This is a genomic window from Phyllobacterium sp. K27 (assembly GCF_054796155.1).
Map to the genome: position 1 here is coordinate 3,046,240 of NZ_CM139240.1, position 17,669 is coordinate 3,063,908.

19 protein-coding genes are annotated in these 17,669 nt (G+C 53.8%); 2 read left to right on the plus strand and 17 right to left on the minus strand.

Annotated features, from left to right (window positions below; genetic code table 11):
* Positions 1–36: 36 nt before the first annotated feature.
* The 10 genes from ACYJL1_RS15090 to ACYJL1_RS15135 all read right to left on the minus strand — a co-directional run bounded on the left by ACYJL1_RS15090 (position 37) and on the right by ACYJL1_RS15135 (position 7,467).
* Complete coding sequence (locus ACYJL1_RS15090; protein ID WP_460896143.1) at positions 37–822, minus strand: SURF1 family protein; 786 nt, start codon at positions 820–822, stop codon at positions 37–39.
* Positions 812–1,210 carry a DUF983 domain-containing protein gene (locus ACYJL1_RS15095; RefSeq protein ID WP_460898060.1) on the minus strand — a complete coding sequence of 133 codons (399 nt, stop codon included), beginning with the start codon at positions 1,208–1,210 and terminating at the stop codon, positions 812–814. Before ACYJL1_RS15095 ends, ACYJL1_RS15090 begins: the two co-directional genes overlap by 11 nt.
* An 11-nt stretch (positions 1,211–1,221) precedes the next feature.
* Positions 1,222–1,725 (minus strand): L,D-transpeptidase family protein, encoded by a 504-nt coding sequence (locus ACYJL1_RS15100; protein WP_460896144.1) that lies wholly within the window; start codon positions 1,723–1,725, stop codon positions 1,222–1,224.
* A gap of 87 nt (positions 1,726–1,812) precedes the next feature.
* On the minus strand, positions 1,813–2,694 hold the full coding sequence (locus ACYJL1_RS15105; RefSeq protein WP_460896145.1) for a cytochrome c oxidase subunit 3: 882 nt from the start codon (positions 2,692–2,694) through the stop codon (positions 1,813–1,815).
* A 47-nt stretch (positions 2,695–2,741) separates the two neighbouring features.
* A complete protein-coding gene (locus tag ACYJL1_RS15110; protein ID WP_460896146.1) occupies positions 2,742–3,365 on the minus strand; it encodes a cytochrome c oxidase assembly protein in 624 nt (207 codons plus the stop codon).
* A complete protein-coding gene (locus ACYJL1_RS15115; RefSeq protein WP_460896147.1) occupies positions 3,365–3,520 on the minus strand; it encodes a hypothetical protein in 156 nt (51 codons plus the stop codon). The genes ACYJL1_RS15110 and ACYJL1_RS15115 overlap by 1 nt, the downstream gene beginning before the upstream one ends.
* Positions 3,521–4,465 (minus strand): heme o synthase, encoded by a 945-nt coding sequence (locus ACYJL1_RS15120; RefSeq protein WP_460896148.1) that lies wholly within the window; start codon positions 4,463–4,465, stop codon positions 3,521–3,523.
* Between the two features lie 70 nt (positions 4,466–4,535).
* Positions 4,536–6,197 carry a cytochrome c oxidase subunit I gene (gene ctaD / locus ACYJL1_RS15125; RefSeq protein ID WP_460896149.1) on the minus strand — a complete coding sequence of 554 codons (1,662 nt, stop codon included), beginning with the start codon at positions 6,195–6,197 and terminating at the stop codon, positions 4,536–4,538.
* 39 nt (positions 6,198–6,236) lie between these two features.
* On the minus strand, positions 6,237–7,106 hold the full coding sequence (gene coxB, locus ACYJL1_RS15130; RefSeq protein WP_460896150.1) for a cytochrome c oxidase subunit II: 870 nt from the start codon (positions 7,104–7,106) through the stop codon (positions 6,237–6,239).
* A gap of 91 nt (positions 7,107–7,197) precedes the next feature.
* Complete coding sequence (locus ACYJL1_RS15135) at positions 7,198–7,467, minus strand: hypothetical protein (protein ID WP_460896151.1); 270 nt, start codon at positions 7,465–7,467, stop codon at positions 7,198–7,200.
* Between ACYJL1_RS15135 and ACYJL1_RS15140 the strand changes: the two genes are divergently transcribed.
* Positions 7,460–7,978: an invasion associated locus B family protein gene (locus ACYJL1_RS15140; protein WP_122086590.1), complete on the plus strand. Its 519-nt coding sequence runs from the start codon at positions 7,460–7,462 to the stop codon at positions 7,976–7,978. The genes ACYJL1_RS15135 and ACYJL1_RS15140 overlap by 8 nt on opposite strands.
* 80 nt (positions 7,979–8,058) lie before the next feature.
* Positions 8,059–9,471 (plus strand): metalloprotease TldD, encoded by a 1,413-nt coding sequence (gene tldD / locus ACYJL1_RS15145; RefSeq protein WP_460896152.1) that lies wholly within the window; start codon positions 8,059–8,061, stop codon positions 9,469–9,471.
* Between the two features lie 619 nt (positions 9,472–10,090).
* Here the strand turns inward: tldD and ACYJL1_RS15150 are convergent.
* The 7 genes from ACYJL1_RS15150 to ACYJL1_RS15180 all read right to left on the minus strand — a co-directional run bounded on the left by ACYJL1_RS15150 (position 10,091) and on the right by ACYJL1_RS15180 (position 17,645).
* Positions 10,091–11,320, minus strand: a complete 1,230-nt coding sequence (locus ACYJL1_RS15150; protein ID WP_460896153.1) for a class I SAM-dependent RNA methyltransferase — start codon at positions 11,318–11,320, stop codon at positions 10,091–10,093.
* A gap of 13 nt (positions 11,321–11,333) precedes the next feature.
* Positions 11,334–12,068 carry a TlyA family RNA methyltransferase gene (locus ACYJL1_RS15155; RefSeq protein ID WP_460896154.1) on the minus strand — a complete coding sequence of 245 codons (735 nt, stop codon included), beginning with the start codon at positions 12,066–12,068 and terminating at the stop codon, positions 11,334–11,336.
* A gap of 9 nt (positions 12,069–12,077) precedes the next feature.
* Entirely contained in the window at positions 12,078–13,997 is a 1,920-nt protein-coding gene (dxs, locus tag ACYJL1_RS15160; RefSeq protein WP_460896155.1) for a 1-deoxy-D-xylulose-5-phosphate synthase, read from the minus strand.
* 99 nt (positions 13,998–14,096) lie between these two features.
* The gene (locus ACYJL1_RS15165; protein ID WP_460896156.1) at positions 14,097–15,020 is read right to left on the minus strand and encodes a pirin family protein; all 924 of its coding nucleotides are present in this window, start codon (positions 15,018–15,020) and stop codon (positions 14,097–14,099) included.
* A 71-nt stretch (positions 15,021–15,091) separates the two neighbouring features.
* On the minus strand, positions 15,092–15,346 hold the full coding sequence (locus tag ACYJL1_RS15170) for an exodeoxyribonuclease VII small subunit (protein WP_008125256.1): 255 nt from the start codon (positions 15,344–15,346) through the stop codon (positions 15,092–15,094).
* A 4-nt stretch (positions 15,347–15,350) separates the two neighbouring features.
* Positions 15,351–16,277, minus strand: coding sequence for a histone deacetylase family protein (locus ACYJL1_RS15175; RefSeq protein WP_460896157.1), 927 nt, complete (start codon positions 16,275–16,277; stop codon positions 15,351–15,353).
* 84 nt (positions 16,278–16,361) lie between these two features.
* Positions 16,362–17,645: a cystathionine gamma-synthase family protein gene (locus ACYJL1_RS15180; protein WP_460896158.1), complete on the minus strand. Its 1,284-nt coding sequence runs from the start codon at positions 17,643–17,645 to the stop codon at positions 16,362–16,364.
* Positions 17,646–17,669: the final 24 nt, after the last annotated feature.

The following is a 17,669-nucleotide window of genomic DNA, read 5'->3' on the forward strand; positions in this document are numbered from 1 at the left end:
CAGCCAAAGTTTGTTCTTCTTGGAATTGGGCGGCAATCAACGGGAAGTCAACCCCGAACCATCGGATTGAACCGGTTCATCTTTTGGATGTGTACGCCGCCAGATTGATATTCCTACAATTGCCAGCAAGGTGGCTGCGAGCCCATACCAAGTGACCGCATACTGCAAATGACTGTTCGGTAGATCGATAATCGTCACGCCACCGATGGGCAGGCCACCTGGATTAGGCGTCTTATCGGCATCAATGAAGAAGGGGACAAGCCTGTTTTCGGGCACTCCAGACTGCGCCGCCATTACCGGCAGATCTTTCCAATAGTAAATATTGGCCTTCAAATCATTATCAGGAACAAGGGACGAGGGTTTGGCGTCAAGCGGGTTGCGCGCTAGCCCCTTAATGGTAACTGGTCCTTCTATGCTTTGGTCACGACTGGTTGGTTCTTTCTTGTCATAGGGCACGAAACCACGATTGATGAAGATGAACCGGCCATCGGTCAGTTGAAGCGGTGCATAAACAAAAAAGCCGGACATTCCTGCAAAAGTTGCAAAGAAATGACGCTCCTGCCCATTCATAAACTGGCCGACGACCGTAATTGTCCGGTAATCTACATCGCGTTTTTCTGCCCACACGCTTTCAATCTCACTGAGCGAAGTGGGTGCTGCATGGGTTCGCTGCTCGATTTCCGCAAGTAGATTTTCTTTCCATTGCAGACGCTCGACCTGCCAGGTACCAAGCCCAATCAGAATGACAAAAACAATGGAACCAAGGATCAACGTGATCCAAGGGAAACGCCGCCGCCCCGCAGCAATTGGACTAGTGTTCATTTGATGATGGAATATCCAGTTGGCCTTCTGCAGCCTTGTGCTTGTATTGAAGCGCTATCAATACACCTTTCATCCAGCGGAGCGCGGTCAAGCATAATAACAGCGCCAGCGGTATCCACAGCAGAAAATGTACCCATAGCGGCGGATCGATATTGACTTCCATCCACAGTGCAAGCCCAACAACAATAAAGCCGATAAGCAGCATGACAAGAACTGCCGGACCGTCTCCGGAATCGATAAACGAATAATCCAGACCGCAACTTGTGCAGCGCTTGGCCGGAGTAATGAAGCCGTCAAATAGCTTTCCCTGCCCGCAACGCGGGCATTTGGCCTTTACTCCGGCAGCGAACGGATCAACGGGCGGGTAAAGGGCAGAATCTTCATTCATCACATTATCACTCAAGGGTAGATTTCGATCGGCGTACCATTCTGGACAAGCGCCCAGATCTCATCCATCTCGGGATTAGTGACCGCTATGCACCCATCTGTCCAGTCGATAAGTTGAAGCACCCAACCCCACCAGCCATATCCATTGATCGCGCCATGAATCATTATCTCCCCACCCGGCGACACCCCCATCGACTTGGCCGCCGCTTTATCTTGCGCATTCGGGTAAGAGATGTGAATGGATTTATGCGCCATACTTTTAGGATTTCGCCAGTCAAGAACGTACCGGCCTTCCGGTGTGCGCTCATCACCTTCCCATCGCTTGTGGCCAACAGGTCGCGCGCCCAGTGCAATCTTATACTCTTTAACGATCTCACCTGCAGATAAAAGCTGCATCTTGCGCTCGGATTTCTCCACCCGAACAAGGTCAACCTTTTCAGCCGCGTGAGTGAGCATTATGCTCGCCGACAAGAGGCTGACCACAAAGACCAAAAGTGACATAAATCTAATGACCATGGCCATTCCTTGCCGCAGCAATGTGCCCAAATAATGAGAGCGGCCGCATTTCTGCGGCCGCTCTCATTATTGTCAGAACTACCAGCTTTAATGACCGGCAGCGATCGGCGCACCCCACGATGCCCATACATAGATCGTGAAGAACAGGAACAACCAAACCACGTCGACGAAATGCCAGTACCATGCAGCAGCTTCAAAACCGAAATGCTTATCGGGTGTGAAATCGCCGCGGATGGAACGAAGCAGGCAAATCGCCAGAAAGATCGTTCCGATAATGACGTGGAAACCATGGAAACCAGTCGCCATGAAGAAGGTTGCACCATAGATCGAATCTTTGAATGCAAAGGGCGCATGGATGTACTCATATGCTTGAACAAATGAGAAGATAACGCCAAGCACAACAGTGAGCGATAGACCAGTTATCAGACCTTTGCGGTCGTTGTGGATCAACGCATGATGAGCCCATGTGACAGTCGTACCAGACAGCAACAGGATAACGGTGTTGTACAATGGGAGGTGCAGAGGATCGAGAACTTCAAGCCCTTTTGGCGGCCAGACGCCACCTGTAAATGTGGTACGGGCTACCTGCTCGACTTCGCCCGGGTAAAGACTCACATCGAAGAACGCCCAGAACCACGCCGCGAAAAACATCACTTCCGAAGCGATGAACATGATCATGCCATAGCGCAAATGCAACGACACAACGCGGGTATGATGCCCTTGCTTGCCTTCCTTGATCGTGTCCGACCACCAGCCATACATCGTATAGAGGACAATGAGCAAGCCAATGGCGAAAAGCCAAGGCGTTGTCAGATTGGCATTGAACAGGACGAACTCGCCACCCTTATTGTATTGCATGTAGCCAATGCCACCGAGGGCAAGGATGAATGCGCCTACCGAGGCAAGGAACGGCCAAGGACTTGGATCGATAATATGATAGTCGTGGTTCTTTTGGTGCGCTTCGGCCATGTTAACCCCCGCAAGGTCTATTTATTGCACTAGACATCGACATCTCCTCAGAGCTGCCCCGATGTCGTTGTCTTGTTCACCTTCGCACTGGCCGCAACGGGCGCAGGCATTGGTATCGGAAAGAATGTGTAGGATAATGTAATAGTATTTACACCCTTAAGCTCCGGCGCATTTACAATCTCAGGATCGATGAAAAATACCACCGGCATTTCAAGATCTTCGCCCGGCTTCAACACAGTGTCTGTAAAGCAAAAACACTCAACTTTGTTGAAATATGCACCAGCAGCCATGGGTGTCACATTGAACAGCGCGCGTCCCGAAGTCGGCTGTGATGCAATGTTCCTGGCTTCATATTTGATCAGTTTTGTCTCGCCGATCTTCAGCGACACGTCCCGTTGCATGGGCTTGAAATCCCATGGCAATCCGCCTGATGTATTGGCGTCAAAACGCACGGTGATTGTCTTGTCGAGGATAGTGTCCGACATCTGCTCGACGCGCTGGGTCGTACCACCATAGCCGGTTACCTGGCAGAACATCGCATAAAGCGGCACTGCAGCGAAAGCCATGCCAACCATACCGAAGAAAAATGCCAAACAGGAAACAGCAATCGTCCGGTCCGAGACCTTACGCTTTACGGGAGCTTGTTTATCAGGACCGGTTTCCATGCTCATCACATAGACCTGTTCAAAATGTTGGCACCAAGTTTCGCCCATGTACCGACATAAACGATAATAACGAAAGCTGCGAGCGCAAGCGCAAGTGCAAGCGAACGGCTGCGTCGAGCGCGCTTCTGCTTGTCGCTTAGAATTACGCGATCATCACTCATTCACACACCCATAACCAAAAGTACTTTACGCACGAGTATCTCGCCGAGCAGCACGGCATAGAGACTGAAAAGATAGAAGATGGAAAACGCGAACATTTTCTTTGCCGGTTTGATCATGGCCTCGCCGACTTCCGCGCGCCATACGGTCCAAGCATAAAATAGAAACACAACGCCCATAGCGATGGAAAACACGCCGTACACGGGACCTGCGAAACCCATAACCCAAGGCAGGACGGCCACCGGAGCAACCAGAATTGTATATAGCCAAATCTGAAATTTCGTTGAAGCTTCGCCCATCACATTGGGCATCATCGGAATCTTGGCCTTCTCGTAATCATCGGACATGAACAGCGACAGCGCCCAGAAATGAGGTGGAGTCCACAGAAAGATGATGAGAAAGAGGACGATGCTTTCCATACTGATCGAATCGGTCACTGCAGCCCAACCGATCATGGGGGGAAAAGCTCCAGCTGCGCCACCAATAACGATATTCTGCGGTGTAGAGCGCTTCAACCACATCGTATAAACGACGGCATAGAAGAAAATGGTGAAAGCCAGCAGGAACGCCGATAACAAATTGACAAAAAGGCCAAGTGTTAAAACGGAAAAGATTGAAAGCAGCAAGCCAAAGGTCAGCGCTTCATCGCGGGAGAGCCGACCGGCTGGTATTGGGCGCTTGGCAGTGCGCTTCATCACCGCGTCAATATCGGCGTCGTACCACATATTGAGAGCGCCGGACGCGCCAGCCCCCACGGCGATGCAAAGGATCGCAATAGCGGCAATGATCGGATTAATGTGTCCCGGAGCTGCCATCAGGCCAACAAGGCCCGTAAAAACGACGAGCGACATGACACGCGGTTTGAGAAGCGCAATATAGTCTGATGCATTGGCTTCAGAGAGGCCAATGTTTGCATCCAGTGTTGCGTGTTTCTCGATCAGTGACATGCGCTCAATCTTAAAGTTCAGTTATTTCAGGAGATAACCGGGCTGTTTTGCAGCCCGGTTATCGTGATCATTATTTAATGCGTGGAAGCTGTTCCCACTGATGGAATGGTGGAGGCGACGAAAGCTGCCATTCCAACGTGGTTGCACCTACACCCCATGGGTTCGCGCCGGCTTCGCGCTTCTTGGCAAATGCCTCGAACACACCAAAGAGGAAAATAAGAACGGCAACACCGGAAATATAAGAGCCGATGGACGATACTTCATTCCAACCCTGGAAGGCATCCGGATAGTCGATATAGCGACGTGGCATACCAGCAAGCCCAAGGAAGTGCTGCGGGAAGAACACGAGGTTAACGCCAATGAACGTAACCCAGAAGTGCGTGTGGGCAATCGTGTGGTTATACATGTAACCCGTCATCTTCGGGAACCAGTAATACCAACCGGCGAAGATACCAAACACAGCACCCAGTGACAGAACATAATGGAAGTGGGCGACAACGTAGTAGGTGTCGTGCATTGCACGATCCAGACCCGCATTGGCCAGCTGAACACCTGTCACACCGCCGACCGTAAACAGGAAGATGAAGCCGATTGCCCAAACCATTGGCGGTTTGAACTCAATCGATCCACCCCACATGGTCGCAATCCAGGAGAAAATCTTTACGCCTGTCGGCACTGCGATAACCATCGTCGCGAAGACGAAGTAGCGCTGTGTGTCGAGCGAAAGACCGACCGTGTACATATGGTGCGCCCATACGATGAACCCGACAACACCAATGGCGACCATGGCGTAAGCCATGCCCAAATAGCCAAAGATCGGCTTTCTGGAGAAGGTCGATACGATGTGGCTGACAATGCCGAAGGCTGGCAAAATCATAATGTACACTTCCGGATGACCGAAGAACCAGAACAAATGCTGGAACAGGATCGGGTCCCCACCGCCTTCAGGCGCAAAGAAGGTCGTGCCGAAGTTGCGGTCTGTCAGGAGCATGGTGATGCCACCGGCAAGCACAGGCAGTGCAAGCAGCAGCAAGAAGGCGGTGATCAGCACAGACCACGCAAAAAGCGGCATCTTGTGCAGGGTCATGCCAGGCGCGCGCATATTGAAAATCGTGGTGATGAAGTTGATCGCGCCAAGAATGGACGAGGCACCAGCAATGTGGAGCGACAGGATTGCCAAATCCATCGCTGGTCCGGGCTGACCGGTCGTCGAAAGTGGCGGATAGATCGTCCAGCCCCCGCCTGTACCGAAGCCTCCGGCTGGGCCGGGAACGAACAATGACAGAAGCAGAAGAATCAGAGCTGGCGGGAGCAGCCAGAACGAAATGTTGTTCATACGTGGAAACGCCATATCCGGCGCACCGATCATGATCGGCACCATCCAGTTGGCAAAACCACCGATCAAGGCAGGCATAACCATGAAGAAGATCATGATAAGGCCGTGAGCCGTCGTGAACACGAGGTACATGTGCTTGCCGGCATCGATAGCCGCATCACCCTCGAATCCGTAAACCATGGCGGCAAGGCCGTGGAAAATCTGAATGCCAGGCTCCTGAAGCTCGGCGCGCATGGCAATCGAAAGCACGCCACCGATTATGCCCGCGATGATCGCGAAAATCAGATAAAGTGTTCCGATATCCTTATGGTTGGTCGAATTTACCCAACGCGTCCAACCACTGGGTTTGTGGTCGTGATGATCGTCGTGGGCTTCGTGAGCAGCTGAACCTGCCATGAGATAGCTCCCGTTCCTCAAATGCAAAGCGCAGCTGACTTAGTTGCCAGCCACATTGATATTCTTGCCATCATCGATTGATGCGGCGAGTGTCTTATAGGCGCCCGGCAGATCACTGCCAGCGGCCGCGTACCATGCGTTGTACTGCTGCTCTGACACAACACGGATAGCGATAGGCATGAATGCATGGTCCTTGCCGCAGATTTCCGAGCACTGGCCATAGTAAAGGCCCTCTTTGTCGGCCTTGAACCAAGTCTCATTCAAGCGGCCCGGCACAGCATCAATCTTCACGCCAAACGCCGGCATTGCGAAAGCATGAATGACATCTGCGGCAGTAGCGAGGATGCGAACGGTCGTGTTGACCGGAACGATCATTTCATTATCCACAGCCAAAAGGCGCGGATATGCCTTGATGTCTTCCTTACCAGCAGTCGCGCGGTCGGTATCCTTGAGAATTAGCGAATCAAACGAAACCGGCGTTTCACTTGCCTGATATTCATAGCCCCAGTACCACTGGTACCCCGTCGCCTTGATCGTCAGCTTGGGATCTTCAGGCGAATATTGCGCTGTCAGCAACTGAAACGAAGGAATGGCAAGGAAAAGAAGAATGACAACCGGACCGACAGTCCAGACAATCTCAACAGCCGTATTGTGGCTCGTCTTTGACGGAACTGGATTGGCACTGGCGCGATAACGGAACATCACCCAAGCCAGCAATATCATCACAAAAATCGTGATTGGAATGATAAACCACAGCGTATAACGCTCGAACCAGACGATCTGCTCCATAATGCCGGATGCAGCTGGCTGGAATGTCATTTGCCATGGCTCGGGTTGCGCCGCGATGGCCGTACCGGCACTCAGGAAGCTACCCAGGATACCGGCCAGCTTGACAATATTCTTCTTCACCTAGAGATCTCCCGAATGAAGCATCAGTTCCATACGTTAATGCCGGACGTTAAAGGCCCGGTCGCATGTCGCGTTCAAACCACACATTAGCCTACATCGCAAGGAAGGCGAACGTGATCCCATGCGGCATTTTTGCGCGCAGCTTGTCCTCGAAATGCATGAACCTATAAAAGTTGCGATTTTTTATCGGTCTGCCCACCATTTTTAGGGACAAGTATGAAGCAGGCTCACAATGCAGCCATTTTTGCATTACACACAACAAAGCCTGCCATACCTTGGGGAGTGTTCGTGCAGCATTCTTTTCATCCGGTTCCCGGCGGTCTAACGTCTGGATGATTCGTTTTGGAGCCACCATGTCCATTTTAGCCCTTCGCCATATAGCTGCCGGTATTTTTGCCCTGTCCCTGACTGCCCTTTCCGGCAGCGCACTGGCCGCACCGCAAAGCGGGACTGTCAAATCCACTCACGGCGCCTGGTCTATTCTCTGCGATACGCCAGCAGGCGCAAAATCAGAACAATGCGCGCTTATCCAGAACGTTGTCGCGGCGGATCGTCCCGAGATGGGCCTTTCCGTGGTGGTACTGAAGACTGCCGACAACAAAGCCAAGATATTGCGCGTCCTTGCTCCACTTGGTGTGCTGCTTCCAAACGGCCTCGGCCTTAATGTCGATGGCAAGGACATTGGCCGCGCTTATTTCGTGCGCTGCTTCGAAGATGGCTGTTACGCTGAGGTCATTCTGGAAGAACAGCTAGTTCAGACGCTCAAGACCGGCAAGGCTGCAACCTTCATCGTCTTCCAGACACCTGAAGAGGGTATCGGCATTCCGGTAGAACTCAACGGTTTCGGCGAAGGCTTCGACGCCCTCCCCTGATCTTTCCGCAAGATAGCGGTTGTCGCGCGCAGCCCGAAGGCTTACATCCGGTACACCCAAATGAAACCGGACCGGATACAATGAAAAGCCTGATCGATAGTTTCGATGCCCCGCGCGAAAAAATTCTGGATACCGTCAAGCAGTCCCTGAAGGGCGCTGATGATGGCGAATTGTTCATCGAGTATCGCGAATCGGAAGGACTTGTCTTCGACAATGGCCGGTTGAAAAATGGTTCTTTCAATCAGGATCAAGGTTTTGGACTTCGCGCCGTGGCCGGTGACGCCGTGGGGTATGCTCATGCTGGCGAACTGTCGCTGGGCGCTCTGAAACGCGCTGCCGATGCAGCCTCTGCGGTGACAGCAGGCTATGTCGGCACCTATACGGCTGCGCCGCCCGGAACCAATAGCAGTCTTTACAGCGATGAAAATCCGCTGGGATCGCCCGGTTTTGAAGCCAAAGTAAAATTACTCCAGGAAATCGACGCTTATCTGCGAGCCAAAGACCCCAAGGTTCGACAGGTCTCGGTATCGCTGGCCGGATCATGGCAGCACGTCGAGATTTTGCGGGCTGATGGTCATTTCGTTCGCGATGTTCGCCCCATGGTTCGCTTGAATGTTTCTGTCGTGGTCGGAAGCGGCGACCGGCAGGAAAGTGGCACTTACGGAGCTGGCGGGCGCAAAGGATTTGGTGACTTCATCACCACCGATAAATGGCAGCATGCCGCAGACGAGGCACTGCGCCAAGCTTTGGTCAATCTTGAAGCCATTCCCGCCCCAGCCGGCACATTCGACATTGTTCTTTCAAGCGGGTGGCCGGGCGTCATGCTGCACGAAGCTGTAGGTCATGGCCTTGAGGGTGATTTTAACCGGAAGAAGACATCTGCCTTTGCCGGTCTGCTTGGCCAACAAGTGGCTTCCAAAGGCGTGACAGTCGTCGATGACGGTACGATTTCGGAGCGCCGTGGCTCGCTGACCGTGGATGACGAAGGAATGCCGACCAACAAAACGGTATTGATCGATGACGGCATTCTTGTCGGCTATATGCAGGATCGCCAGAATGCGCGGTTGATGGGCATGCAACCTACTGGCAATGGACGGCGCGAATCATATGCGCATGCACCGATGCCCCGCATGACTAATACTTACATGCTTGGCGGGGACAAGACGCCGGACGAGATCATCGCATCCGTTAAAAAAGGCATCTATGCCGTGTCATTCGGTGGCGGGCAAGTCGATATAACGTCGGGCAAGTTCGTCTTTGGCTGCACTGAAGCCTATATGATCGAAAACGGAAAAATCGGTGCCCCTGTTAAAGGTGCCATGCTTATTGGCAACGGCCCCGATGCCATGCAGCGAATATCGATGGTTGGCAATGATTTGCAACTCGACACGGGTATGGGCAATTGCGGTAAAGGCGGTCAGTGGGTGCCTGTTGGCGTTGGCCAGCCCCATTTGCGTATGGATCAGATGACCGTTGGTGGCACCTCGGTCTAAATTCATTCGGTCCATAATGTCAAAGAACGCGGGTGTGGCGATCCCTTGCCACGCCCGCTTTTGCGTCTGGCTATTGAGGTGGTGGGAAAGACGGGCGGTCATCGAAGCGCGTCTTTGTAGTAATTCAAGCGATCCGAAGACCGCCCGTCCGGCGATTTTGCATTCTGCCCGTTCCGCTTGGGAGGCCTCGGCTACCCAAGGAGCGCCATTTGCGGCACGCCATGCGTCACCTACTCGCCCCTTAAAGTGCTCGTCCAGCACGCGCCGTTCCTAGTAACGGCAGGGGAACCCTTGGACAGAACTTCCCCGGATGGCGGGTCCGTAACCCGCCATCGGAGGCGCCCATCCTTCCCCAAACTTCGAACGGCTCCGGAAGCTGTTCCCCGCGGGAAGGACACGAGCAGAATAATTCAGAGCGGGAACTGTTGGATAAGTTTTTGGAGAGAATTTTTGGAAGGCTGATTTGCAAAAGCCAAATACGCCCTTCGACAAGCTCAGGATGAGGGAGGGGAGTTGATTGCAGGGAGGCAACTCTTGCAACGCTGGCGAACTGTCATTGCAACCCACGCCTCATCCTGAGCTTGTCGAAGGGCGAACCACACACAATGTTGAACGCAACCTACTTCTTGCTAAGCAAAGCCACGGCTTCCACGTGTGACGACCAGAGAAACTGGTCAATCGGCACAACGCGATCAATCTTGTATCCGCCTTTGACGAGGATGCTCAGATCACGTGCCAAAGTAACGGGGTTGCAGGAAACCGCTGCCACCTTTGAAACCGACGATTTTGCGATTTCAATTGCCTGTGCTTCAGCACCAGCGCGCGGCGGGTCAAAGACAAGGCCATTAAACGGAGCAAGTTCGCGCGCAAGAAACGGCCTGCGGAACAAATCGCGTCGCTCGACTGTGACCGGCTTCAATCCCTGCACATGACGGACGCTGCGATCAATTGCTGCAACAGCGCCCTGATCGCTCTCTACCGCATGAACTGAGGACTTTTCCGCCATTCTAAAAGCGAAAGTGCCGGAGCCACAAAACAGATCCAGCGTCTTTTTGGCCTTGGCGAGGTGTCCGGCTACCAGATCGCACATGGCTTCTTCGGCTTCTGCTGTTGCTTGCAGGAACCCACCCGGAGGCAAAAACACCGGCACCTTGCCGAAATGAACAAGTGGTTTTCGCGGCTCGACAATGATCTCACCTTCAAAAGAGAGGCGCGCAAAATCCTTTTTGATGACCAGTGCCGTTAGCGCCTGTCGCTTTGCTGCATCGGGCGCGCCACATCCGGAAGCTGTAATATCGAGGCCGGATGCTGTTGACGTTACAGTGAGTTTGAACGGTTTCATGCCGCCGCCCAAAACCGCAACGAGATCGCGCAAATCATCAAGACGAGAGACAATTTCCGGAACGGTTATCGGGCACTCGGCAATATCGATCAGTTCGTGGCTTTGATGTCTGTTAAAACCCAGCACCGCCCCCCGCTCGCTGGTGCGCACGGCAAAGACCGTTCTGCGGCGTGTATGCGGCGCGCAAGTGACAAGCGGCTCAAGCTTGAACGCCAATCCCCTGCCACCAAGCGCATCTTGGACCAGCGATCTTTTCCATTCCTGATAGGCGCTATCTTGCCAATGCTGCAATGTGCAGCCGCCGCACTCTTCAAAATGCCGACATGCAGGCGCAACCCGCTCCGGCGACGGTTCGAGCAAGGCCATCATCGTGGCGCGACCGTTTTCCAAGGCTACATTGGCAACCTCGCCCGGCAGGGAAAATGGCACATAGGCGGCGCCCGCAGCAGTGGCAGCAATGCCATCGCCTCCGGCGCCCATCCGTTCGATTGTTACGCGCGTGCTCATTGATCTTGTCTTTTCAGTTTTTGCTTTTAATACCGGCCAGAAGAAATTCACGGTTGCCATCGCCACCCTCTATGGGTGAAGGGCAAAGCCCTAATGCTTCCCAGCCCGGCAATTGATCCAACCAGTCTCTTAGATCATTTGCGACGCGAATCCCATCCTCTGGATTGCGCAAAATGCCGCCCTTACCAATTGCATCGCGGCCAGCCTCAAATTGCGGCTTCACCAGCAACACACAATGAGCACCCTGCCTCGCCAGATCAAGCGCAGGGGGCAAAGCCAGTTTCAGGGATATAAAGCTTACATCCGAGACAACCAGATCAATATTCCGGCTATCAAGGTGCTCGCGCGCAAGAGAGCGTGCATTGAGATTTTCGAGGTTGGTAACACGGGGATCGGACAATATGCGAGGATGTAATTGAGCAGTTCCAACGTCGACTGCAATCACGTGCGCCGCACCCCGTTCAAGCAGCACTTGCGTGAAACCACCTGTTGAAGCCCCTATGTCCAGAGCCGTGCCCGTTGCACTGATGGCGAAATGATCCAGTGCGGCAATGAGCTTCAATGCCGCGCGGGAAACATAAGCACTTGCGGGATCATCTACGGCAATCACAGCAATTTGCCCCACCGAAGTGCCCGGTTTAGTGACGACAGCACCATCCACCTTGACGGTGCCGCGCATGATTGCATCTCGTGCGCGCGACCGAGTGGCAAAGAGGCCATTTTCCACCAGAAATTGATCGAGCCGCATCAATTGAATTCAGGCACGGGCAGGCGCAACCATATGGTTACGTCCGAGTGCACCAAACACCGCTTCCACAATTCCAGCACTATCGAGACCCGCACGGGCATAAAGCACCTCAGGCTTGGCATGATCGAGATAAACATCCGGAAGCGTCAATGTGCGGACACGCACCCCCTGATCGAGAAGACCATCGCGGCTGAGGAAATGAAGGACATGGGAGGCAAACCCGCCAATAGCGCCCTCTTCGACTGTCACGAGCACTTCGTGTTCCCTGGCCAGACGGCGTATCAGATCCTCATCCAGAGGCTTGGCAAAACGTGCATCGGCTACAGTCGTTGAAAGACCTGCCGCATTGAGTTCATCAGCAGCCATCAGGCACTCGGCGAGCCGTGTCCCAAATGATAGAAGCGCAATTTTGCTGCCCTCGCGGACAATGCGTCCCTTGCCGATTTCCAAAATATTGCCGCGCTCCGGCAGGTCGATACCGACCCCATCGCCGCGCGGGTAGCGGAACGAAATCGGGCCCTCATCATATTCGGCAGCGGTGCGCACCATATGGCGAAGCTCTGCCTCATCGGAGGCGGCCATAACGACAAAGCCGGGCAGCGCCGCAAGAAAGCCTGTATCGAAAGAACCCGCATGGGTGGCACCATCAGCACCAACCAGACCTGCGCGATCAATGGGAAAGCGCACCGGCAGATTTTGCAATGACACATCATGCACGACCTGATCATAGCCGCGCTGCAGGAAGGTTGAGTAAATCGCCGCGAAAGGCTTCAAACCCTCGCTCGCCAAGCCTGCTGCAAAGGTGACCGCATGCTGTTCGGCAATACCCACATCAAATGTACGGTCTGGAAAAACTTCGCCAAACAGATCGAGCCCTGTGCCGCCCGGCATGGCTGCCGTCACAGCGACGATCCTGTCATCGTGGCGCGCTTCCTCAATCAGGCTGGTGGCGAAAATCTTCGTGTAGCTTGGCGCATTTGCCGGTGGCTTTGCCTGTGCTCCGGTGATTACATCAAACTTATTCACACCGTGATATTTATCAGCGGAAGCTTCCGCCGGGGCATAGCCTTTACCCTTCTGCGTCACCACGTGGATAAGCACAGGCCCATCCATCGTATCACGTACATTCTTTAACACTGGCAGCAGATGATCCAGATTGTGACCATCAATGGGGCCGACATAGTAAAAACCCAGTTCTTCAAACATGGTGCCGCCAGTCCAGAAGGCACGGGCATATTCTTCCGAACGCCTGGCTTTTTCCTGAAGGAACTTTGGCAATTTCTTTGCAAGCTGCTTGGCCGTTTCGCGGAAAGAGCGATAGGCACGACCGGAGACAAGACGCGCAAGATAGGCACTCATGGCACCTGTCGGCGGTGCAATCGACATATCATTGTCGTTGAGGATTACGATAAGCCGCGCATCCAGCGCACCCGCATTGTTCATCGCTTCATAGGCCATACCGGCAGACATTGCGCCATCGCCAATGACAGAAATAACATTGCGCTTTATGCCTGCAAGATCACTTGCGACCGCCATGCCGAGGCCTGCTGAAATCGAAGTCGAGGAATGGGCCGCGCCAAACGGGTCGTATTCGCTTTCGCTGCGCTTGGTAAAGCCGGAAAGTCCGCCCTCCTGCCGGAGTGTACGGATGCGGTCGCGCCGTCCGGTCAAAATCTTATGCGGATAGGCCTGATGGCCAACATCCCAGATAATCCGGTCGTGCGGCGTATCGAAAACATGATGCAAGGCAACAGTCAATTCGACGACACCAAGACCTGCGCCAAGATGTCCGCCCGTCGTCGAAACAGCGTCGATCAGTTCTGTGCGAAGCTCCTGTGCCAATTGCGGCAGATCGGATTCCGGCAAAGCACGCAGCTGTGAAGGAACAGTCACACGGTCCAATAATGGCGTTTCAGGCTTCTTGTTCACTTTATAAATTCCAGTTTAGCATCAGAAATCGACCGGATGCGCGCTTTCCTAGAGCAATTCAGCAAAACCGGCAAGCAATCGGCTTAGTGATGGCTCACGTCAATTTTCAGGCAAGGGTATGAATTCTTCCTCATCGCCCGGGACAATATCGAAGCGGCCAGTGCGCCATTCCTCTTTTGCCTGCTCAATACGCTCCTTCGACGAAGAGACAAAATTCCACCAGATATAGCGCCTGGACGATAAGGCAGCCCCACCAAACAGCATGAAATGCGCACCTTGCGGAGCAGAAATGACAATCTCGTCTCCGGGTCGGAATGCCAGAAGCCGGTCTGCCGGAAAGCTCTGCCCTGCAATTTCGACGGGCCCATCCAGCGTGTATATGGCACGCTCTTCGGCCGCATTGGCGGGAATCTGGATATGGGCACCAGGCTTCAGCCGAATATCGACATAAAGCGTTTCGGCATGTTGTTTAACGCCAGAACTTGCGCCATGGAATTGCCCCATGACGACCCGTGCGTCGAGGCCCGACTCTTGGAGCGTGGGCAATTGGCTTGCCCCAGTATTGGCAAAGGTGGGGTCAATTTCCTCGAGATGATCCGGCAGGGCGAGCCATGTCTGCAAGCCTGATATGGGCAGCGGCTGCGTGCGCAATTCTTCCGGCGAACGCTCGGAATGAACGATACCGCGTCCGGCCGTCATCAGATTAACGTCACCCGGCTTGATGACCATTTCTGTGCCAAGACTGTCGCGGTGGCGAATATTTCCATCGAACAGATAGGTAACTGTCGACAGGCCAATATGGGGATGCGGACGCACATCCAATGGATCGGTCGGACGAAGGATTGCCGGGCCCATGCGATCAAAGAAGATGAATGGGCCGACCAGCCGCCGCTTGGCCGTGGGCAAGGCCCGCCGCACTTCCAATCCGCCAATGTCGCTTGTGCGCGGTATGATCAGCGTTTCAATGGAATCCACGGCAACAGCATCGCCAGGTTCTGGATCGTTACCAGGAAAAAAGCTCATGAGAGGCAGCTCCAGACTATTGAAGCTTGATCATAGCGGCTCGCGGACAAGGTGAACAGTGCGCCTTGATCTCACTCCGGATCGAGTGGTTCTGTTCCCACCGGCTGGCCATCGCGGCCAAGTTTGATCTTTTCCACCTTGTCTTCGGCGGACTTTAACAGTGCGTCGCAATGTTTCTTGAGGGCTTCGCCGCGCTCATAGATGCGGATCGACTGCTCCAAGGGAACATCGCCGCGTTCCAGATCATCAACAATCTTTTCCAGCTGGTCGAGCGCCTGCTCGAAACTCATGGCAGCGATATCGGAGTTGTTCGGTGTATCGGCCATTTATTCATCCTTCCATCAAACGTTTGATATGTGCGCCTGCGGAGAGCGACATACCCTTGAGGTCGTACCCGCCTTCCAGAAGACTGACAAGACGGTTTGATGCGTAGCTCCCAGCTCTTTCCATCAGCTTACCGGTTGCCCAGTCAAAATCATCCTCATTGAGGTTTATTTCGGCAAGAGGATCGCGGTGATGCGCATCAAACCCGGCGGAAATGATTATCAACTCCGGCTGGAAAGCATCAAGCGAAGGCAGAATAATTGTGTTGAATGCTTCGCGGAAATGATCGCTGCCGGTGTCGGGATCAAGCGGCGCATTGACGATATTGCCCGCGCCGGTTTCGCTTTTGGCTCCAGAGCCCGGATAAAGCGGCATCTGGTGTGTGGAGCAATAAAGCACCGATGGGTCTTCCCAGAATATATCCTGCGTCCCATTGCCATGATGCACGTCCCAATCGACAATCGCCACGCGCGCAATACCATAAGCCTTTTGTGCGTGCCGGGCAGCAATGGCAGCATTGTTGAAGAGGCAGAATCCCATCGCCCTGTCACGTTCCGCGTGGTGTCCCGGCGGCCTTGAAGCCACGAACACATTATCCGCTTGGCCAGAAAACACATCATCAACAGCAGCATTGGCCGCCCCAATCGCTGTCAGCGCTGCTTCCCAGCTCTTCGGGCTCACTGTGGTGTCGGAATCGACGCGCGTCAGCCCCTCATTGGGTATCGTCCTGCGGACACGCTCCAGATAGGATTCAGGATGGGCATAAAGGATGGTTGCTTCATCTCCCATGGGTGCCTGAATGCGGTCCAAACCATCAAATGCATTATCATCCAACACTTTGCCCAGCGCCCGCAAGCGATCCGGCCGCTCCGGGTGGCCGGGTGGTGTCAAATGTTCAAGATAGATTGGATGAGTGTAAAGACGTGTGACCATAGGGCTTCCGGCAACGAAAAGGGGCCATGCAAATCTGCACAGCCCCTTGCATTTATACAAGTCCCAAACCGGGAGTTTGTATCTTTATACCTCACTCAAGGCATGGGCCAGATCGGCAATCAGATCATCCGGATGCTCAATGCCTATGGACAAGCGGATGGTCGAATCCAGAACGCCGATACGCTGTCGAACATCAATTGGCACACCGGAATGGGTCATTGTTGCCGGATGACTGGCAAGAGATTCCGTGCCACCAAGACTAACGGCGAGCTTTAATATTTGCAGTGCGTTGAGGAACTTGAAAGCTGCGGGTTGCCCGCCGCGAATATCAAATGAGAATGTCGAGCCTGCGCCGGTGCATTGCGCAGCAAATGTTTTGCCCAGCGGCGATGATGGGTCGTGGTAGGGCAAATAATGGATTTTCTCTACTTTCGGGTGATCGCGCAAAAAGTCAGCTATCGCCAAAGCATTGGTATTCGCCTTTTCCATGCGGATGCTTAGTGTCTCAAGTGAACGACCAAGCATCCAGCAGGAATGCGGATCAAGCTGCGTACCGATGGCGCCGCGCAGCGCCTTTACCTGCTTCATCACTGCTTTGGTGCCGAGGGCAGCACCAGCAATGAGATCAGAGTGGCCGCCGACATATTTGGTCAATGAGTAGAGCGAGATGTCTGCCCCGTGCTCGATTGGCCGCTGAAATACCGGGCCAAGCAAAGTGTTGTCGCACGCGATAACCGGACGATGCCCCTGCTTTTCGCCGATCGCTTCCGCAATACGGCGGATCATGGCGACATCAACCAGGCTATTTGTTGGATTTGCAGGCGTCTCAATAAGAATGACCGAAACCCGGCCCTTTTTCATGGCTTCATCAGCAGCGCTTTGAACAGACGCTTCGTTCACTCCGTCGGCAAACCCCACAGCAGCAACGCCCATATTGAGGAATGTCTTGGCCAATAAGGTTTCGGTTCCGCCATAGAGTGGCTGCGAATGCAAAATCGCATCGCCTGGACGGACAAAGGCGAGCAGTGTTGTGGCTATCGCGGACATGCCCGACGAAAACAATGCGCAGCTTTCAGTGCGCTCATAGACGGCAAGCCGATCTTCGACGATCTCGCTATTGGGATGATTGAAGCGGGAATAAACCAAGCCCGCGCCAGTCCCTGCCGGTGGCTCGCGGCGACCAGAGACGAAATCGAAAAAGTCGCGTCCTTCCTCTGCCGATTTGAAAACGAATGTGGAGGTGAGAAATACGGGCGGCTTAACCGCCCCTTCCGACAGTTCCGGGTCGTACCCATAATTCAGCATCAAGGTTTCTGGATGCAGTTCGTGATTGCCAATATGCGTCTTTGAAGGATGGGGTGCGGTCATAATGCTTTCCTCGCTAAACGTGGC